Raw genomic sequence first — 19474 nt, 5'->3', positions numbered from 1 at the left:
TAATTCAAATATTTTGCAAAGGTAGGGTTAAATAACTTGAATATCAATATTTTTAATATATTAGCAATACCAAAATTTTTCTAACCAAATAAAATTAATCTTATGGATATTAATAATGAAATTAGCCTTCGTTTACGTTTTCATAAAGATATTCCGGAAAATGCAGATGTATTACGCCAAAAATTTGCTAATTATACCCAAATAAAATCCAATGATTATTTCGTAAAAATACGAGGGTACCACATTTGGTTGAACCTAAAAGGCCCACAAAAAAAATATTACTCGCCTCACTTACATCTTGAATTAGAACCCACAAGCCCCACAGAAACAAACATCAGAGGTTTATTTGGACCAGACCCAAACTTGTGGACGTTTTTTATGTTTCTTCATTTTATTACTGCTGGAATATTTTTAATTTTTGGCGGAATCGCCTACTCCAATTACATCTTAACATTCGACACTACTTTCGATTTCATCGTTATGATTCTAATGGTTATCGTTTGGTTTCTGTTGTACTTCATCGCCACACAAATCAGAAGAAATGGCAACAACCAAATGAAATATTTAGAAGATTTATACAAAGAAATATTAAATTCTTAGCAGCTAATCCAGCTCTTCATTGCAACTCCTCACCAGAAGTTGTGTCTTTCTAAGCCGCAAAAAGAGCTTTCGTTGATAGCTTTTTCACGACAAGAAAAACGACAACTTCTGGCTGCGGGGTTTTCATTTCTATCTGGGCTAAAAAAAAATCAATATCGGAAAACAAATTCCAATATTGATTTTATATTTTTTTTTTAAAGTTCCATTCAAATTTTAAAAAAATCCAAACCCCTTTTCAATCGTTTTAACTAAAAATGAATCGGATTAGAACAACGCAAAGCTTTTTAGAGCTACTGTCTTTACTGATTGTACCCAAAACGTTTCAACATATTGGTATTACTCCTCCAGTTTTTATTCACTTTCACTACAAGTTCTATGAATATTTGTTTACCAAAAAACTTCTCCAAATCAGCACGGGACTCGGTCCCTACTTTTTTCAAAGCAGCTCCTTTATGACCAATGATGATTCCTTTTTGGGTTTCACGTTCGACCATAATTAAAGAACGGATTCTAATGATGTTCTCATCTTCAAAAAATTCTTCGGTAACTATTTCTACTGCATATGGAATTTCTTTGCTGTAATTCAGCAAGATTTTCTCCCGAATGGTTTCGTTTACAAAGAAACGTTCCGGTTTATCGGTAAGTTGATCTTTTGGATAATAAGCTGGTGATTCCGGCAACAATTCTATTATTCTCCCAAAAACTTCAGGAACATTAAAATTCTGCAAGGCTGATATTGGGAAAATCTCAGCATTAGGAACCTTAGCTGCCCAAAAAGCAACTTGTTCCTCCAGTTGCACTTGGTTTGATGTATCAATTTTGTTCAATAAAAGAAGAACCGGAATTGTAGCGTGAATAATTTTATAAAAAAAAGCTTCATCTTTTAAATCTTGTTCGCCAATCTCGACCATGTAAATCAAAATATCAGCATCTTCAAAAGCCGACTTTACAAAATTCATCATGGATTCCTGCATTTCGTATGCTGGTTTGATGATTCCTGGTGTATCTGATAAGATTAATTGAAAATCTTCTCCGTTTACAATCCCAAGAATTCTATGACGAGTTGTTTGTGCTTTAGATGTAATGATTGACAATCGTTCCCCTACGAAGGCATTCATTAATGTTGACTTCCCAACGTTTGGATTTCCTATGATATTTACAAAACCTGCTTTATGTGACATTTTTATTATAATTTATTTTGCAAAGGTAGTTATATCAAGTCAATAGATGAAATAAAACATTTTATTAAATTTATGTTTGGGTTTCTTAAATATAGTTGTACATTTGCACCCGAAACAACGCGGGATAGAGCAGTAGGCAGCTCGTCGGGCTCATAACCCGAAGGTCACAGGTTCGAGTCCTGTTCCCGCTACTAAGTAGCCTTATTGAGATTACAAAACGCACATCGCGGGATAGAGCAGTAGGCAGCTCGTCGGGCTCATAACCCGAAGGTCACAGGTTCGAGTCCTGTTCCCGCTACTAAGACAAAGCTTCAGAGAAATCTGAGGCTTTTTTGTTTATATCATATAATTTATATGCTTTAATAAACTTGTAATTAAGCAAAGTGCTGTACAAATAGTAGTTGTTTTATTATCCAAAAAAAAAGCCTGTAAAGTAAACTTTACAGGCTTCAAACAACTAAATTAATTAAAACTTACTTAAAAAAAACTAAAATTATTAAAACTAATTACAATTAAACAGGGTATTTTCAACTTATGTTAATCTTCAGAAACGATAGCTTTATATTCACTATCATTTACATCTAATAAAACAGTAATTCCTTTATCATTTAACATCGTCATATTTAATGTATCTAATAGGACCAAGCTTTTAGAAACTAGTCCGTTGAACATATTGTAAGAAATATTCATTTCTTTCAGATTATTCAGCTTTTCCAACTCAACTGGAACTTCCCCATTCATTTTATTATCAAATAAACTAAGATTTTCAAGAGATTTTAAATTTGCCACTTCATGGCCCAATTCTCCGTTCAGTTTATTGCTATTTAAAAGTAATACCTTCAATGACTTCGCATTATAAAGTGAACTTGGTATTTGCCCCGTTAATCCATTATTAAACAAAGAAAGTATTTCTAAGTTTTTCAAATTCCCGATTTGCTGCGGCAATTCTCCGGAAAGGTCATTCATGTAAAGCTCTAATTGCTTTAATTTATATATTTCACAAACGGATTCTGGAATTGTCCCCGACAAATTATTAAACGAGATATTTAATGTGGTAAGATTTTTTAAATTCCCAACTAATGAAGGAACCGTACCAGAGATATGATTTTTATGCAAATCCAATTCTTCTAAATTCACTAAATTCACAATGTCATTTGGGATTTCTCCAACTAAATTATTATTTGCTAAATTTATTGAAACTACTTTTTCATCTTGTACTGTAACTCCATACCAACTAGATACGGGTTTTGTCAAATCCCATTTTGTAATCCACTGATTTCCATTTGTTTTTTCATACAACTTCACTAATGCATCTCTCTCAGTAACAGAAACATTCGCAAACATCGAAAAGGAAAACAAAACAGTTAAAAACAGAGTAGATAAATTTTTCATAAATTGAAATATTACTTTTGACACTTATAAACTTACACTCAATTTACTTCATCGGCAAATATAATCGATGAAATGCATCTAAATTTATATTCAAAACGTATATTTCCTACAAAAAAAATAATTTATTGTCGTTAATAATAAATTGTAAATTTGATTTATCAACCTCTAAAAAATTAATTTATGGAAATGAATTTTATAGCGCTATTAGTTGCGGCATTTTCAACACTTGTTGTTGGATTTATTTGGTACAACCCAAAAGTTTTTGGAACTATCTGGATGAAAGAATCAGGAATGACAGAAGAAAAGATGAAAGGAGGAAATATGCTAATGATATTTGGTGCTTCCTTTCTATACGCGTTTCTCATCAGTGTCATTCTTCAATACCTCACAATCCATCAAACAGGTGCTTTAGGCATGGTTGGCGGAGATGCCAGCATAGCTAAACCATCCTATGTCGCTTTTATGGCAGATTACGGAATGGCATTTAGAACCTTCAAACACGGTGTCTTACACGGTTTTATGGCTGGATTATTTTTAGCATTGCCGATTATTGGTACCAATGCATTGTTTGAAAGAAAAAGTTTTAAATATACTTTAGTAAACGGTGGCTTCTGGATTGTATGTTTTATGATTATGGGCGGAATTATTTGTGCATGGAAATAACAATAAAATATTTTAAAAAAAATCTCGCCTTATTTTTAAAATAAGACGAGATTTTTTTATTTGATTAGATCGATAGCTTTTGCCAAGTCAAAATCTTTTTCCGTAACTCCGTTAGCATCATGTGTATTCAATCGGATGTTAACCTTATTATATACGTTGAAAAGTTCCGGATGATGATTTCTTTTCTCGGCCATCAATCCTACTTGAACTATAAACCCCAGCGCTTGCGTGAAATCCGAAAATTTAAATTTCCTCTCGATCGCATTATCAATAAATTCCCAGTCTTTCAAGTCTTTTAATTGGGATTGAATTTCTTCATCAGTATACTTTTTCATAATTTTCTATTTAGTAGTTAAAGTTAGTTAATTTCAAATCATATAAAAATACTTTAACTTAATTAACTAAATTTGACAAATATTAAAATTCAATTTGAATCCATCTTTTTCCTATAAAATTTACGCCTCCACAGCTGAACTTCCAACAAACTGGGATGATCTAGCTACATCAACTATTTTTTTATCCAAAAAATACCTGCAAGTATTAGAAAAATCTTCTCCGGAAAATATGATTTGTCATTTTATAGGAATTTTCAAAAATGATCTTTTAGAAGGCATTGCTGTTTCTCAATTTTTAGATTTGAACAAACTAGAATCTTTTGGTGAACGTGATAAGTGCATTAAAACCGCAATGAGAAATTTTGCTTTCAAAAATTTCTCTTCCAATGTTTTACTGATTGGAAATAATATGCTGACTGGACAAAATGCTTTTGCTTTTTCAGATGAAATTGATAAAAAGGAAGCTATTAGAACATTGAAAACAGCTTCTTTAGCATTAAATGAATTATTTAGATCCAAAGGTAAAAAAACACACATCACTTCGTTTAAAGATTTTGATGAAGAGGAAATTAAAAACTTTGAAATTTCAGAGTTTAAAAATAATTATCAATTTTCTACGCAGCCCAACATGGTATTTACCATAAATGAAAATTGGAAATCAGAACAAGACTATATAGACTCGCTTTCAAAAAAATATAGAGATCAATTCAAAAGAGCTCGAAAAAAAGCGGATTTGATTGAAAAAAGAAAGTTGCATTTAGAAGACATCATCAAATACGAAGAAACTATTTACGATTTGTATTTTCATGTGGCAAAAAATGCTCCATTTAATACTTTTTTCCTTCCAAAGAATCACTTTAGAACCTTCAAGGAAATTTTTAAAGACAAGATTCTTTTTTATGGGTATTTTATCGACGGCAAATTGATAGGATTCAATACTTTAATCAAAAATGGTGAAGTAATGGATACTTATTTTTTGGGTTATGACGAAAGCATTCAACGTGAAAAAATGTTGTATTTAAATATGCTGTATGACATGATTGCCTATTCAATCAACAAAGGTTTTAAGGAAATTGTTTTCGCCAGAACTGCTCTTGAAATAAAGAGCTCAGTAGGTGCAAAACCAGTAAAAATGTTTGGATTTATAGAACATAGTAATGCATTGATTAATTCTTATATGCCTAAATTTTTCAAATATTTAGAACCCGAAACCATTTGGCAGGAACGAAATCCGTTTAAATAATTTCAAATAACAAATTACGGTATTGCTACTTTCATCTGTTTGTGCAAAATCTCAACATTGTATTCTGTTTCTGTACCACAATATTCGCCATCCATTTGAAAACTTACCGGGAAATTAGTTTTTATAAATGCTTGATTTGTTGATATTATCTCAACATCATTAGATTCAATTGGCATATTTCCTGTTACGATTTGCCCAAAAACATAAAGATCTAAATTTTTCAAAATTACTAATTCAAATTTTCCATCATTCATTTCTCCTTCAGGATTAATCACGACACCGGTACCATATTTTTTAGAATTGGCAATTACAATCATTCGTGCAACACAATTTATAGTTTCATCATTGGCAGTTATTGTCGCGGTAAAAGGTCCCTCGAAATCAATTAGCGTGTTTACGGCTTGCAAAGCATAACCCCATTTCCCACGAATTGTCGCATTTTCATAGTTTTTAATAAGTTCCGCATTAAGACCTAAATCACTCAAATGCAAACTAATTTTGTCATTTATAGTAATGACATCTATTTCCATAAAATCATTTTGAAATGCAATTTGAAGATTTTCTTCAAGAGTCAACATTAAATCTAAATCTACAGCTAGGCCATTGGCAGAGCCAGCAGGCAAGATTCCTAATATTACGTCCTCTTTTTGCAGCGCCTCCGAGACCATTTTAATAGTTCCATCCCCACCAGCAACAATAATTCTTTCTGGTTTATAACTTAGATAAAGCGCCTGAATGTTTATAATATCGTTTACTCCCGAAGTATTGTAAATCACAAGATTAAGATTTTCTTCCTCCGCAAAAGAAAATGCAGCATCAGTCAGTTCTGATTTATCCAGATCTCCTGAAATAGGATTTACAATCATTATGATATTCTTTCTCAAAATTTAGCTACATTTATTGGTTAAAAACATTTAATTTACAATACTTATCAAAAGTACAATAAATGAAGCCAATTTTAAAATTATATCGCGGGTATGCAAACGAGCAGGAATTAATTGTAATGGGACATGTTTTTAGACCAACGAGTGCAAAAGATTATAATTTTCAGAAAAAAAATTTTAAAAATGCCGCCTCCGTAATCCGGCTATTTAGAGTTAAAACACAAGCAAACGCTGATGTTTATTTAGAGCATAACAATGTGAAGATCCATACTAAAACTTTGAATGACGGCTATTTCAAATTTTGTGTGCCGTTAGACCAATTCACGAAATATGGCTGGATTGATTATTCAGTGAGTATTATTTACAAAAACGAAACAATAGTAACAACAGAAAGTTACATCCGTCCAAATAAAGGAAATTTAGGAATTATATCTGATATTGACGATACCTTTTTAGTGTCGAATACTGAAAATCCATTGATGAAATTATATATTTTATTATTTAAAAATATTGATAAGAGAAAAGTTTTTGAAGATGTTGTCCCTCATTACCAAGCATTGAGTTCAGCCGGAAGAAATAACAAAGAGGAACAAAATGCCTTTTTTTATGTTTCAAGTAGCGAATGGAATCTGTACCGCTTTATTGTGAAATTTACGGAAATTCATCAATTGCCAAGGGCTGTATTATTATTGAAGGATATTAAAACTAGTCTTACTGATTTCTTTATGACTGGAAGAGGCAACCATAATCATAAGTTTGACAAGATAAAACACATTCTGGAATTTTATCCAAATTTGGAATATGTGTTGTTGGGTGATGATTCGCAACATGATCCTTTTTTATACGAAGCTATTTGTAAAATATTTCCAGTCACCGTAAAAGCAGTTTATATTAGACAAACTGGAGAATATAAAAAAGAAAAAGTAGAGACTGTATTGAAAAATCTGGAGAGTTTGCAAGTATCGGTTTGTTATTTCAAAAATAGCAAAGAAGCCATTGCCCACTCAGAAATGATGGGATTGATTTAAAGAAAATCTTGTGTATTCCGATTTTTTTTTAGCCCGGATTGAAGTGGAAATCTTTTTAAGAAAAAAACTATTTTTTGCTGATTTTGCAGAGCGACCAGAGGGAGCTCCTGCAAGGTCTAACAAAAAAAGTTTTTTCCTTGAAAGATTGAAACGTAAAGCTGGATTGGCTACAAATTATCAATTTCTTCCTGAACCAATTCCCATTCCAACAATAATTTATCTAATTCTGCTTTTTTCTTGTTGTAAGCCATGAAAAATTTAGCGTCTTCGATATTTTTATCATAGTTTGAAGCCAACATTTTATCATCGTTTTGAATGTCTTTTTCCAATTGTTTGATTTGGCTTTCGACTTTACTCAACTTATTTTGCAGTGATTTCCCTTTTTTCTGATCTTCGTAGGAAGCTTTGTTGCTTTCTTTTGGCGCCGAAGCTTTTAGTGCATCCTTTTTCTCGACTTCACGCATATTTTCCATATTGCGTTGTTCCAAGAAATAATTGATATCGCCTAAATATTCTTTTATTTTTTGATCTTTGAATTCATACACCAAATTTGACATGCCTTGCAAGAAATCTCTATCGTGAGAAACCAACAGTAAAGTTCCGCCAAATTTTTGTAAAGCGGCTTTCAAAACATTTTTGGATTTAATGTCCAAGTGATTGGTTGGCTCATCCATCAACAAAACATTTATGGGCTGCAAAAGCAATTTACATAGCGCCAAACGGTTTCTTTCACCCCCAGAAAGGACTTTTACTTTTTTCTCTACATCATCGCCACGAAATAAGAATGAACCTAGCATATCGCGTACTTTGGAGCGATTGGTATCGGCAGCTGCATCCTCCATCGTTTGTAACAACGTAATTTCACCGTCTAAATATTCTGCTTGATTTTGTGCAAAATAACCCAATTGTACATTATGACCCAGCTTTATGCTTCCTTGATATTCAAATTCGTCAACTATTGCTTTTATAAACGTTGATTTTCCTTGTCCATTTTGTCCCACAAAAGCAATTTTGCTTCCACGTTCCACTAATAGATTAATATCTTTCAAGATGGTTTTGTCACCGTAGCTTTTAGTCACATTTTCGGCTTCCACAACTACTCTACCTGGTTCTTTTGAAACAGGAAACGTAATATTCATAACTGAGTTGTCATCTTCATCAACTTCAATGCGCTCTATTTTATCGAGTTTCTTAATCATCGATTGTGCCATGGAAGCTTTGGAAGCTTTGGCACGGAATTTCTCGATTAATTTTTCGGTTTCTTCAATTTTTTTAGCTTGATTTTTTTGTGTTGCCAATTGTTTTTCGCGAATTTCATGACGCAATTCTAAATATTCAGAATATGGTTTATTGAAATCGTACGCTTTACCAAGTGAAATTTCGATAGTTCTATTGGTCACATTATCCAAAAACATTTTATCGTGAGAAACAATCACCACAACTCCAGGATAATTGCGCAAGAAACTTTCTAACCAAATGATACTCTCGATATCCAGGTGATTCGTAGGCTCATCCAGCAACAAAACGTCATTGGCCTGCAATAATAATTTGGCTAATTCAATACGCATTCTCCAACCTCCAGAAAATGTCTCCGTTTGATTGTTGAACACCTCTCTTTTAAACCCCAATCCCAAAAGAATCTTCTCTGTGTCTCCAACATAATTATACCCACCTAATAATTCAAAACGATGTGTGTAGTCGGATAAATCTTCAATTATTTGGCTGTATTCCTCACTTTCATAATCAGTACGAGTCACAAGCAAATGGTTGATTTCTGCCAGTTTTTTTTCTACAATTTTAATATCTGTAAAAGCTTCATACGCTTCTTCAAGAACGGTCCTTCCTTGCTCAAAATCAATATCTTGGCGCAAGAATCCCATTCGAACTTCTTTCTCTTGAGCGATGCTTCCCGAGTCAGGAGCAAAATCCTTTGCTAAAATTTTAAGCATGGTGGATTTTCCAGCACCGTTTTTACCTACGAGACCAACACGGTCTCCAGCACCTAAACGAAAGGTAACTTCTTCAAATAAATAAGAACCGCCAAACGAAACAGATAGATTGTGTATATTGAGCATAATTTGTGATAATGTTACATCGGTAGGGTTTCAAAAACTGTACCTTTGTTAAAAATTTTTGCAAATGTTAAAAAAAGGATCCAAACTAAATAGTATTTTAACAGGAAGTTGTCCTAAATGTCAGAATGAGAGTATGTATTTGGATAAAAATCCGTTACATCTGAGTAAGATTTTAAAAATGCATGAAAATTGTAGCCATTGTGGCTTTAAATATCAAATTGAACCTTCGTTTTTTTATGGTGCAATGTATGTGAGTTACGGATTAAATGTTGCCATTGGAACTGCCGCTTTCATAATCTCCTACGTAATCTTTAATTCCGACATAAAAGTAGCATTTATCTCAATCATCGTCTCCCTTATCGTTTTATTCCCTTTTGTGTTACGATGGTCTAGGAATATTTACATCAATATGTTTGTTTCTTACGACCCTAAAAGTGGTTTGAAATAATATTATTTTTTGACTTTATTTAAAAACCTTTTTATATCAATCACAATATCTAAAGGTTTTTGAAATTCAATAAATTCAAATAAAGCTTTGGCCATTGAAGGTCCCAGCATAACACCTCTTGTGCCCAAACCATTAAGTAGGTGTACTGTCTTGTAATCTTGATGAGTTCCAACCAATGGTCTTCTGTCTTTGACAGTGGGCCGGACTCCAGCAAAATGAGCTACAATTTCAAATTCACATGCGATAATTTCTTTTATTCTTTCGATTAATTCTGTTTTTCCTTCTTCAGTAGGTAAATCTGTTTTATCTTTCCAATTGTAGGTTGCGCCAACTTTGAACAAATCATTTCCAAGAGGAAGAATAAAAACACTAGTATTGACGATTACATCCAATTCTAATTCCGGCGCTTTTATAATAAAAAGCTCTCCTTTTGTTCCGTCCAACGGCAAATTTTTAAAATAAGGATTAGCATGCATCCCAAAACCTTCTGCAAAAACAACATGCCTTGCCTGAATATTTTTATAGCGAATGCCATTGCTTTCAATTTGCAATGCAGTATAATCAAAAGATTCGTCTAAAAACAAATCATCGTTTCTAAGATATTCCTTGTACTTTTCCAGCAACAATGCTGTATCCACATAACCTGTTTGCAGTACTTCACCATAACCATACGGCGAATCAATTCCCTTATACTTTTTCGAAATTATTTCAGTAGATAAAAAAGGAGCTAATGCAAATTTATCAGAAGCTGCGAACCAATTATTTTGCTCTTCAATTGAGAAAAATTTCCTCAAAATCGGCTTTTTAAAATCAACTTTGCATTTTATTTTTTCTTCTAAATTAGTATAAAATTCATTCATCAAAAGCAATTGTTCCTGAGCCTGCCACACTTCGCTAAAGCGTTTTAAAATAACAGGGTTGTAAAGTCCCCCGGCAATTTTAGAAGAATTTTGAGAATTATTGTCTAGAACAAAAATGGATTTGTCATTTTGCAAAGCCGTTTCTGCAAATGATATTCCTGCTAAACCTGATCCAATTATTAAGTAATCTATCATTTGAAGTGGTACCTTTTTTAAAATTATTCAAAGGTAAGGGTATTAAAACAAAAAAACTCTTACCATTACAGTAAGAGTTTCTCTTATTCCTAAAATGAAATTTAATAATTCCACATATCTTGTTCAAAATTGCGAATTTTTTCTTTCACTCTTTCTGACTCTAACAATTGATTCTGTGCGTTATCTTTCATATAATCCTTAATCTCTCTATCACCATACATATTTTCTTCTTTATAAATGGTGCTATTAAAACGCCTTGAATTTAGAATTTGATCAAAAGAAATTGGCATCGCAGAGTTCTTGTCATTGAAAGCTTTCGCCTCATGCAAAACCTCTCTCGCCGATGGAAAAAATACCCAAAATAAATCGATGTAATCTTTCTCATCGCTGTTCATCGTGTAAACATCTGGAGTTACTGGACAAATACCTAGTAAACGATATTTCAATTCACTTTGGCGTTTATCAAAATACCAATATCCTTTAATTTTATATTGGGTTACATCTTGAGCCGTAAGATCTTGTTTTAAAATATTCTCTGCTGCTACTGCTTGACCAGCATTTATTTGTTCTCTCCCTACATCTGTAGTATCAATACGAGAAAGTGAACCCTGAATGTCTTTTAGAGATTTTTTTGTATTAAAATAACTATCCGTGTAAACTTCAGTGATTTTGCCATTTTTCATCGCTTTAGTAAGCACATCATACAATGAGCGTCTATCCGAACCAATATTTGCAGTATCAATTGGAAAATATAAAGCAAAATTAATTTTCTCGCTTAAGTCAATAATTTCCCAAGTTGTTTTACCCATCAAAACATCTCTATCGTGAACATAACCATATTCTAAAGGTTTGTCATTATCCGAAATAAGTTGTGCAGCGGATTTAAGCCCTATTTGATCCGGGGTCTTAGCATTAAGCAAATTAGATTGTGCTACAGATGCAAAACTCCAAGTAACAGAGATAATAGCTATTAAAAAATTTCTTACGTTCATCATGGTTTTCATAATAAGATATTGAAGTAGGTTTTGCTTTAAACGTACTTATTATTGTATTTCAAAAATAACTGGAGCAGTTCTTGGTAATAAATAACTACCTGCACCTACTAGTTTAGTTTTAATTTCAGAAATGGTAACTTGATCTCCTCTTCCTACTTTAGAAAGAACTGCTTTACATTGTGCATTCAATTTATTACCTGGAACAACAACTGTAGGCTGGCCAGTAACTTTAAAATTAAATCCAACAACATTTAAACCAACTTCAAAATCAAAATCAACTAATTTTGCTCCAATTGTTGCAATTTCTAAATTTGATTTAGGACCTTTTACCACTCCCATTTCTCCTCTAATTGTTCCAGTAGGACCAGGAATACCTTTAATCCTAAAAGATTTTTTATCAGAAACTTTAGAACCGTCAGGAAGTGTTGCAGTAACATTAATTACTGTTTCTGTTCCTCCACCTGGACTCATGTTATATTTTCCACCACCAACTGAGCTTAATCCAGGAGCAGAAGCTGAAACTTTATCTGCTGAAACTCCTGCAAAAGAGATTGTCATAGGGTTTACAACACCTCTATACACAACATTCATTTTATCTGCAGAGATAGTTGCCGATTTTGGTCTGGCAACAACAACATATTTATCTTTTATAGGCAAACTTACAACCTTACCATTTTCATCAAAATTGAAAGAACCTCCTATTGGGTGTTCCCCAATATTACCTGCTCCAAAAGAGAAATTAGCCTGACCTGCTTGTGCCGCAACACTTGAACCATTTACAATAACCGATTTAGCTTTTAAAGAAGGATCAAATTTACCCAAAATAATTTTTCCCTTTACCGCCTCACCTTGAAAGAAAACAGATTTTTCAAGAACAACTATCGGTTGGTAAGCTGTAAGTGAAGCTGCCGCAACCAAATCCGATTGGAACATCCCCGTCATAACATCACTTTCTGTAGTTTTAATATCAGCTTGCAATTGAGACAATTTTGTAATAGTTGCAATAAGTGGATATCCCTTGTAATTATAATCTATCCAAGGTAATTTTGCACCCGCTTTTTCAGAATAAACTGGATTTGTAGCAAATCTCGCTTCAATTTTTTTCATTTCTGATTCAGCAATTGAACTACCACCAATCTTTTTTATTTGGACTGAAAAGTTATTAACTTTATTCAAAAATTCTTGACCTTCTTTAGAAACTCTATCACCAGTAAAAAACTTTCTATCAATTAAATCCCCTTTATCCATTTGTTCGTAAGGCAAATTCCCTTCAGCGTCTCTAACAAATTTCTTGGTTACATCCGTTTTTAAGTTTTCAATATAATCATTAAACTCTTTGGATACTGCTCTAATCTTCTCTACTTTAATTTTCTTGTCACCAAATTGACCTGGTTGATCTACAGCTTTCTGAGACAATTGCTCAAAGGAAGATTGATTTCTAGTATCTGTAATAGAGTTCGACTCTACAATTTTAATGTTTAAAATCCCAAAAGCCGATAAGACTTCTTTGGACATATTTAATGCTAACATTGCGATAAAAACCAAGTACATTAGGTTAATCATCTTCTGTCTAGGGGTTTGTTTTCCTCCTGCCATATTTTCTACTAATTAGTTTATTGTTTTTATATAGTTCGAAACTAATTATCCTTTATTATTCATTGCAGAAAGCATTCCACCATACACATTGTTAAGTGATGAAAGGTTAGAAGTCAAAGATTGCATTTGGTCTTTTAATTTTAAATTATTTTCAGCAACTTCTTCATTTATTTGTGCATTTCTTGAAGCACTTTGCAATTGGATTTTATATAAGCTATTCAAAGATTCCATTTGTGCCGCAGCCAAAGTTAATTCTTCGCTATATTTTTTTGTAGAATTTATAGAATCTACAGTTGGCGCAATACCTTTAGCAGCTGATTCGAAATTTTTAATACTGCTACCTAAACTAGCCATTAATTCACCATCAATTTTAGCGTCTTTTAACATAGCATCTAATTTTTGAGACAATAAGCCTTGAGCATCTGAAGGAGTTTCAACTTTTTTCTTCGGAGCTGCACCTTTAACACCATTAGCCAATTCAGGATAAACCAAAGTCCAGTCTAAATCGTCATCAACAGGTTCAAATGCAGAAAGAGCAAAAATTGCAGCCTCAACAACCAATCCAATGGTTAACATTAAATTTCCAGTAATAACCCCAAATTCAAGGTGTGTAATTTTGAATAATGCTCCAATAATTACAACTGCCGCTCCCATCCCGTAAGCGAAATTCATTGTTTTTTTGCTAAGTAATGCCATAATGTTTTTTTTTAAAGATTTATTTGATAGATTTGAATTGGTCAGTTTATTTATTTTTTCTTTGCACCGTTTCCAGTAGTTTGCAATCCCATGTAATCTTGAACAGTTCTAAAGCCAATAAAACTTCTTGCAGAATCAGCATATTCAAAATCTCTCGTGCTTACTTGTAGGAAATAAGCAACATCTTTCCACGAACCGCCACGAACTACTTTACGTTTGTTTGAAGCATCCAAAACATTTGGATTCATTGAAGAAACATATTCGTAAGCATTTGGATCATAAGACGAATCCGTCCACTCAGAAACATTTCCAGCCATGTTATAAAGACCGTAACCATTTGGCTCATACGACTTCGCCTCCACTGTATATAAGGCCTGATCGGCAGCGTAATCTCCTCTATTTGGTTTGAAATTCGCTAAGAAACAGCCTCTATCGTTTTTAGTATAAGGACCTCCCCAAGGATATGTAGCAGATTCTAAACCACCTCTAGCGGAATATTCCCATTCTGCTTCAGTAGGCAATCTAAAAGAATTTATCAATTCACGACCTTTCTTTTTAGATTTTATATACGTGTTTTTATTTAAAGTTCTCCAAGCACAAAATGCTTTAGCTTGGGTCCATTTAACTCCAACAACAGGGTAATCTCCGTATGCTTTATGCCAGAAATAGTCATTATGCATTGGCTCATTGTACGAGTAAGCAAAATCTTTTATCCAAACAGTTGTGTCAGGATAAACATTCACTTCCTCTGTTTTTATGAAATCTTTTCTTTTTCCAACTTTTGCTTTCGCTGCAGCTTGAATATCCATCCAAGAATAACGAAATTTTAATTTATTAACATCAATAGTACGCAATCCATTATAAGAAGCTTCTATAGGCAAATACATAGAATCCATTACTTCACTGTAATACTCATCTGGATACAACTTAGTATCTTTAATAAGTTTTACTTTTTTGTTTAATTTCCTTCCAGCGTAAGGATCATCAGCCGTTCCTACGCTATAATAGTTATCATACATATATTTGTCGTAAGCAGTCATTTTTTCAGGATCAGAATCATTAAACGCAAAATCGCCAATACTACCGGCGTTTTTACGTTTACCCTTTCCATCACCAGCTTTTTGTCCACTTTCGTCAGCAAGAATTGCCAAACGAACTCTCATCGTAGAATCTTTTACCCATTCTACGAATTGACGGTATTCACTATTTGTGATTTCAGTTTCATCCATGTAGAAAGAACGAACAGTAACCGTTTTAGTAGGCGCGTCCTGAACATCAGCTAAATCGTCATCCGATTTACCCATTATAAAAGCACCACCAGGCACTAAAGTCATACCATAAGGTTTCTCAGGATGCCATTTCCCTCCAGCCGCACCAACTAATTCCCCTTTATCGCTTGATTTACCACAGCTAATTAACAAGGTCAAAATTGCCGTAAATGCAATGAACTTCTTCATATAAATTTGGATTATCTATTCATTATTTTTAAGTGTGTAAACCTATTTATTATTTATTTAAAAAACAATTTTTTCACACTAAACAAGTTGTTTTTTATTAAATATCTTCTTTAAAGCCCCAAAAAACCTATAATATGTTTTTCCTTTGGGCTTTCCACCATCTTTCTGGCAATTCTTGATTACATGCCAACAAATATTCGTCGTAAGAACATGGTAATAACGTATTTCTTTTTAGTTTATTACTTCCATTCGAAATAAAAGGAATTTCTATCCACCAACGGTCCGTTTTGTCACTTTTATAGAAAACAAGTTCTTCCTCTTCCAGTGGAACTATGTACTTAATATAATTGTCTCTGCTTCCAAAAGGATATTCATAAGAACGATAATGAAAACCCTCAATAAAATACCATATTATTTGTGCTATTATCGCTGATTCTTGTGCTGAATTATTATGATTAAATATCCCAAACAAAGATACTTTATCACTTATTCCTGCATATCTAGCCAAAGAACAAATCTCTTTTCCATTAAATCCATTAGGTGTAAACGAAATGAAATTTCCTGAATCTGAGGATTTAACAGCACTCAAATCAATACTCACCAAATCCGCATCTCTAAAAACCGGCTCCGAAAGAGAAATATTATTAGATATTTCACCCAATCGGTACCCATCAAAAAATAATTTTTCAATCAGATCAATTTCCTCTTGGGAATTGTAATAGGTTTGATAACCAATATTACAGTAATTAAACAGATTATTGGGTTCGTCAATAATTATTTTTGTCAAATAAGAAGAGGCCGAAACTTCTTCACTTTCTTTTCCAAAATCGAACTTATTATCAATAGAAACCATGTTAACCATCTGTTCCAAATCATCATAGGCTCTATAAAGTGCATAGGTTAAATCTTGAGAACCACCAATAACGATAGGGATAATTTTTTTCTTGATTAAACTTGCTACTACTTTTTTTAATGCAAAATAAGTGTCTTCAATAGAATTCCCAGCTAGAATATCTCCTAAATCAGCTATCGAAGTATCCCAATTGCCAGGAAACAATCCATACAATTCTTTTCTTACCGGTATTAAATCGATATCTGAAATCGCATTTTTATCGCCCCGGTTTTCAAAAACGCCAATAATTGCAATTTTAATCTTATTTAAATCCGGAAATTGTTCGTTCGTGTGCAAAACAATTTTACTTCCCAATTGCTGGGAAGTCAATCCATTTATATAATGTAGGATTTCATTGTCTATCGGCCTTAGAAAATCAAATTCCATTTAATTATTTTTTTGCAACTGGTTTCTTAACTACTGCTTTTTTCGCAACCGCTTTCTTTGCCGGCGCCTTTTTTGCAGCCACTTTTTTAGCGGGCGTTTTCTTGGCAATCATTTCCTGAACTTCTGCTAATGTCAATTTTGTAGCATCGACATCTTTACTCAATTCAATTTTGATTTTTCCTTTGGTAATAACGGAACGACCCCAACGGGCTTTTTCCACCAAAATTCCTTCATCTTCCCAATTATGCAAAACCTTATCAATATTTTTCTGCAATTTATCTTCAATCAAAGCTTCAACATCTAATTGTGATAAATTATCAAAATCAAATTTCTTACTTACATTGATAAACAAACCGTCCCATTTGATAAAAGGACCAAAACGACCAACACCTTTTTGCACTCCTTCGCCTTTATAAATAGCGATAGGCGCATCGGCAATTGCTTTTTCATCGATTAGTTCCTTTGCTCTTTCGAAATCTACATCTAGTGGATTTTCTCCTTTCGGCAAAGAAACAAAAGCTGCTCCATGACGAATGTAAGGGCCAAAACGACCATTACTCACCTCTACTTCTTCATCTTTGTAATTTCCAAGATTTTTTGGCAACAAAAATAAATTCAGCGTTTCCTCCAATGTGATGTTCCCAATATTTTGATCTGCCATTAAACTGGCAAATTTTTTCTCTTCATCATCCGCAGCTCCAATTTGAGCCATCGGTCCAAATTTTCCTAAACGAACCGAAACTGGTTTCCCTGTTTTTGGATCTATTCCCAGAATTCTTTCTCCACTTTCTCGCTCCGCATTGGCTTCCACATCTTTCACATTTGGATGAAATTGATCGTAGAATTCCTGCATCATTTTTGTCCAAACGATATTTCCTTCTGCAATTTCATCAAAATCCTGTTCCACTTTTGCAGTGAAATTATAATCTAATATATTTCCGAAATTCTTAACCAAGAAATCCGTTACAATCGTTCCAATATCTGTAGGAACTAATTTTCCTTTATCAGAACCTGTATTTTCCTTAAGTAACTTCTCCCCTACTTTTCCAGATTGCAAAGTCAATTGCGTATAATTACGTTCCTGACCGTCCAAATTTCCTTTCTCAACATAATTTCTGTTGATAATCGTAGAAATCGTTGGCGCATAAGTAGAAGGACGACCGATTCCCAATTCTTCTAATTTTTTTACTAAAGAAGCCTCCGTATATCTTGCAGCTGCACGAGAATATCTTTCGGTAGCCGTGATGTAATTGTTTCCTAATTTCTCATTGACTTTCATCGCCGGCAACATTCCTTCTTGCTCCTCTTCATCGTCATCATGACCTTCCAAATACACTTTCAAGAATCCTTCAAAAAGCAAAACTTCTCCAGATGCCGTGAATATTTCACCGTGATTATTTGCTTCAATTTTCACGTTTGTGCGTTCCAATTGCGCATCACTCATTTGCGAAGCTAAGGTTCTTTTCCAAATCAAATCATACAACCGCGCTTGGTCTCTGTCGATATCCACGGTGTGACGCGACATATCCGTAGGGCGAATCGCCTCATGTGCTTCCTGCGCTCCTTTGCTTTTATTGACAAAAGTACGAGGTCTAGAGAATTCCTTTCCGTAGGATTTGATGATTTCTGCTTGAGCAGCATCCATCGCATCTTTCGACAAGTTTACACTATCCGTTCTCATATAAGTAATAAGTCCAGCTTCGTATAAACGTTGTGCGAGTTGCATCGTAATACCAACCGGCAAATACAATTTTCTAGCCGCTTCTTGTTGTAAAGTCGAAGTGGTAAAAGGTCCTGTTGGTGATTTTTTAGTAGGTTTAGTTTCTAAATCTGCTACCTTATATGTAGAACCGATATTTTTATTTAAAAAATCCTCGGCTTCTTTTTTTGTATTGAAATTCTTCGGCAGTTTTGCTTTGAATGCTTTTCCTGCTTCGTTAGTGAATTCTGCTACAATAGAATAAGTAGCGACAGCTTTAAAATTCTGAATTTCTCTTTCGCGCTCCACAATCAATCGAACAGAAACGGATTGTACACGACCAGCAGACAAACCTCCTTTTATTTTCCTCCACAAAACAGGAGACAATTCATAACCTACTAATCTATCAAGAACTCTTCGCGCTTGTTGTGCGTTGACTAAATTATAATCGATTTCACGTGGATTATCAATCGCTTTTAGAATCGCTGTTTTCGTAATTTCGTGAAAAACAATTCGTTTTGTTTTGGCCGGATTTAATTTTAATTCTTCGGCAAGATGCCAAGAAATAGCTTCCCCCTCGCGATCCTCATCACTTGCTAACCAAACCATTTCGGCATTCTTGGCTAACGTCTTTAATTTGGAAACCAACGCTTTTTTATCAGCAGAAACTTCATATTTAGGTTTAAAACCATTTTCTACATCTACCCCAATTTCTTTGGAAGGCAAGTCGGCAATATGCCCATAACTTGACTCCACTTGGAAATCACTTCCCAGAAATTTTTCAATTGTTTTTGCCTTTGCAGGTGACTCAACTATAACTAAATTCTTTGCCATGTCCCGATTGTTTA

Annotated in this window: 17 protein-coding genes and 2 tRNA genes; 7 read left to right on the top strand and 12 right to left on the bottom strand. The window is 33.6% G+C overall.

The window, feature by feature from the left end:
- The first annotated feature begins 102 nt into the window (after positions 1-102).
- Complete coding sequence (locus IWX84_RS06055; RefSeq protein WP_196849848.1) at positions 103-600, top strand: hypothetical protein; 498 nt, start codon at positions 103-105, stop codon at positions 598-600.
- 299 nt (positions 601-899) lie between these two features.
- Here the strand turns inward: IWX84_RS06055 and era are convergent, their stop codons facing one another.
- Positions 900-1781: a GTPase Era gene (gene era, locus IWX84_RS06050; protein WP_196849847.1), complete on the bottom strand. Its 882-nt coding sequence runs from the start codon at positions 1779-1781 to the stop codon at positions 900-902.
- A gap of 118 nt (positions 1782-1899) precedes the next feature.
- On the opposite strand from era, the gene IWX84_RS06045 reads away from it, so the two are divergent.
- Together IWX84_RS06045 and IWX84_RS06040 are read left to right on the top strand one after the other, a co-directional pair.
- Positions 1900-1972, top strand: a tRNA-Met gene (locus tag IWX84_RS06045).
- Between the two features lie 34 nt (positions 1973-2006).
- A tRNA-Met gene (locus IWX84_RS06040) sits at positions 2007-2079 on the top strand.
- A gap of 239 nt (positions 2080-2318) precedes the next feature.
- Here the strand turns inward: IWX84_RS06040 and IWX84_RS06035 are convergent.
- A complete protein-coding gene (locus IWX84_RS06035) occupies positions 2319-3173 on the bottom strand; it encodes a leucine-rich repeat domain-containing protein (protein WP_196849846.1) in 855 nt (284 codons plus the stop codon).
- Between the two features lie 180 nt (positions 3174-3353).
- Here IWX84_RS06035 and IWX84_RS06030 point away from each other — a divergent pair, with 180 nt between their 5' ends.
- Positions 3354-3836 (top strand): DUF1761 domain-containing protein, encoded by a 483-nt coding sequence (locus tag IWX84_RS06030; RefSeq protein WP_196849845.1) that lies wholly within the window; start codon positions 3354-3356, stop codon positions 3834-3836.
- A gap of 56 nt (positions 3837-3892) precedes the next feature.
- Here the strand turns inward: IWX84_RS06030 and IWX84_RS06025 are convergent, their stop codons facing one another.
- Positions 3893-4171, bottom strand: coding sequence for a 4a-hydroxytetrahydrobiopterin dehydratase (locus IWX84_RS06025; protein WP_196849844.1), 279 nt, complete (start codon positions 4169-4171; stop codon positions 3893-3895).
- 94 nt (positions 4172-4265) lie between these two features.
- Between IWX84_RS06025 and IWX84_RS06020 the strand changes: the two genes are divergently transcribed.
- Positions 4266-5414 (top strand): GNAT family N-acetyltransferase, encoded by a 1149-nt coding sequence (locus IWX84_RS06020; RefSeq protein ID WP_196849843.1) that lies wholly within the window; start codon positions 4266-4268, stop codon positions 5412-5414.
- A 14-nt stretch (positions 5415-5428) separates the two neighbouring features.
- Here IWX84_RS06020 and IWX84_RS06015 read toward each other — a convergent pair whose 3' ends face one another.
- Positions 5429-6298: a diacylglycerol/lipid kinase family protein gene (locus IWX84_RS06015; RefSeq protein WP_196849842.1), complete on the bottom strand. Its 870-nt coding sequence runs from the start codon at positions 6296-6298 to the stop codon at positions 5429-5431.
- 62 nt (positions 6299-6360) lie between these two features.
- On the opposite strand from IWX84_RS06015, the gene IWX84_RS06010 reads away from it, so the two are divergent.
- Positions 6361-7326 carry an App1 family protein gene (locus tag IWX84_RS06010; RefSeq protein ID WP_196849841.1) on the top strand — a complete coding sequence of 322 codons (966 nt, stop codon included), beginning with the start codon at positions 6361-6363 and terminating at the stop codon, positions 7324-7326.
- Positions 7327-7493: 167 nt separating this feature from the next.
- Here the strand turns inward: IWX84_RS06010 and IWX84_RS06005 are convergent, their stop codons facing one another.
- Positions 7494-9401 carry an ABC-F family ATP-binding cassette domain-containing protein gene (locus IWX84_RS06005; protein WP_196849840.1) on the bottom strand — a complete coding sequence of 636 codons (1908 nt, stop codon included), beginning with the start codon at positions 9399-9401 and terminating at the stop codon, positions 7494-7496.
- A gap of 64 nt (positions 9402-9465) precedes the next feature.
- On the opposite strand from IWX84_RS06005, the gene IWX84_RS06000 reads away from it, so the two are divergent.
- Positions 9466-9849 carry a DUF983 domain-containing protein gene (locus tag IWX84_RS06000; RefSeq protein ID WP_196849839.1) on the top strand — a complete coding sequence of 128 codons (384 nt, stop codon included), beginning with the start codon at positions 9466-9468 and terminating at the stop codon, positions 9847-9849.
- 2 nt (positions 9850-9851) lie between these two features.
- Here the strand turns inward: IWX84_RS06000 and IWX84_RS05995 are convergent, their stop codons facing one another.
- From IWX84_RS05995 to topA, 7 genes are all read right to left on the bottom strand, one after another.
- Positions 9852-10904, bottom strand: a complete 1053-nt coding sequence (locus IWX84_RS05995; RefSeq protein ID WP_196849838.1) for an NAD(P)/FAD-dependent oxidoreductase — start codon at positions 10902-10904, stop codon at positions 9852-9854.
- A 101-nt stretch (positions 10905-11005) separates the two neighbouring features.
- Positions 11006-11896, bottom strand: a complete 891-nt coding sequence (gene gldN / locus IWX84_RS05990) for a gliding motility protein GldN (RefSeq protein ID WP_196849906.1) — start codon at positions 11894-11896, stop codon at positions 11006-11008.
- 51 nt (positions 11897-11947) lie between these two features.
- Positions 11948-13495 (bottom strand): gliding motility protein GldM, encoded by a 1548-nt coding sequence (gldM, locus tag IWX84_RS05985; protein WP_196849837.1) that lies wholly within the window; start codon positions 13493-13495, stop codon positions 11948-11950.
- A 45-nt stretch (positions 13496-13540) separates the two neighbouring features.
- The gene (gldL, locus tag IWX84_RS05980) at positions 13541-14191 is read right to left on the bottom strand and encodes a gliding motility protein GldL (RefSeq protein ID WP_196849836.1); all 651 of its coding nucleotides are present in this window, start codon (positions 14189-14191) and stop codon (positions 13541-13543) included.
- A 50-nt stretch (positions 14192-14241) separates the two neighbouring features.
- A complete protein-coding gene (gene gldK, locus IWX84_RS05975; protein ID WP_196849835.1) occupies positions 14242-15648 on the bottom strand; it encodes a gliding motility lipoprotein GldK in 1407 nt (468 codons plus the stop codon).
- Between the two features lie 127 nt (positions 15649-15775).
- A complete protein-coding gene (locus IWX84_RS05970) occupies positions 15776-16927 on the bottom strand; it encodes a formimidoylglutamase (RefSeq protein WP_196849834.1) in 1152 nt (383 codons plus the stop codon).
- Between the two features lie 4 nt (positions 16928-16931).
- Positions 16932-19460 carry a type I DNA topoisomerase gene (gene topA, locus IWX84_RS05965; protein WP_196849833.1) on the bottom strand — a complete coding sequence of 843 codons (2529 nt, stop codon included), beginning with the start codon at positions 19458-19460 and terminating at the stop codon, positions 16932-16934.
- Between the last annotated feature and the right edge of the window lie 14 nt (positions 19461-19474).

This window comes from Flavobacterium sp. CG_9.10 (genome assembly GCF_015752245.1).
Lineage (GTDB): Bacteria > Bacteroidota > Bacteroidia > Flavobacteriales > Flavobacteriaceae > Flavobacterium.
The sequence above is the reverse complement of the archived record's forward strand: the minus strand, read 5'-3'. Positions and strand labels throughout refer to the sequence as shown.

What these genes read in the sequence shown, in the direction of transcription:
- IWX84_RS05995 (WP_196849838.1), bottom strand. Translation starts at nt 10,904, where the DNA reads ATGATAGATTACTTAATAATTGGATCAGGTTTAGCAGGAATATCATTT.
- IWX84_RS06000 (WP_196849839.1), top strand. Translation starts at nt 9,466, where the DNA reads ATGTTAAAAAAAGGATCCAAACTAAATAGTATTTTAACAGGAAGTTGT.
- IWX84_RS06035 (WP_196849846.1), bottom strand. Translation starts at nt 3,173, where the DNA reads ATGAAAAATTTATCTACTCTGTTTTTAACTGTTTTGTTTTCCTTTTCG.
- IWX84_RS05970 (WP_196849834.1), bottom strand. Translation starts at nt 16,927, where the DNA reads ATGGAATTTGATTTTCTAAGGCCGATAGACAATGAAATCCTACATTAT.
- IWX84_RS06025 (WP_196849844.1), bottom strand. Translation starts at nt 4,171, where the DNA reads ATGAAAAAGTATACTGATGAAGAAATTCAATCCCAATTAAAAGACTTG.
- gldK (WP_196849835.1), bottom strand. Translation starts at nt 15,648, where the DNA reads ATGAAGAAGTTCATTGCATTTACGGCAATTTTGACCTTGTTAATTAGC.
- IWX84_RS06010 (WP_196849841.1), top strand. Translation starts at nt 6,361, where the DNA reads ATGAAGCCAATTTTAAAATTATATCGCGGGTATGCAAACGAGCAGGAA.
- topA (WP_196849833.1), bottom strand. Translation starts at nt 19,460, where the DNA reads ATGGCAAAGAATTTAGTTATAGTTGAGTCACCTGCAAAGGCAAAAACA.
- gldL (WP_196849836.1), bottom strand. Translation starts at nt 14,191, where the DNA reads ATGGCATTACTTAGCAAAAAAACAATGAATTTCGCTTACGGGATGGGA.
- gldM (WP_196849837.1), bottom strand. Translation starts at nt 13,495, where the DNA reads ATGGCAGGAGGAAAACAAACCCCTAGACAGAAGATGATTAACCTAATG.
- era (WP_196849847.1), bottom strand. Translation starts at nt 1,781, where the DNA reads ATGTCACATAAAGCAGGTTTTGTAAATATCATAGGAAATCCAAACGTT.
- gldN (WP_196849906.1), bottom strand. Translation starts at nt 11,896, where the DNA reads ATGAACGTAAGAAATTTTTTAATAGCTATTATCTCTGTTACTTGGAGT.
- IWX84_RS06055 (WP_196849848.1), top strand. Translation starts at nt 103, where the DNA reads ATGGATATTAATAATGAAATTAGCCTTCGTTTACGTTTTCATAAAGAT.
- IWX84_RS06030 (WP_196849845.1), top strand. Translation starts at nt 3,354, where the DNA reads ATGGAAATGAATTTTATAGCGCTATTAGTTGCGGCATTTTCAACACTT.
- IWX84_RS06005 (WP_196849840.1), bottom strand. Translation starts at nt 9,401, where the DNA reads ATGCTCAATATACACAATCTATCTGTTTCGTTTGGCGGTTCTTATTTA.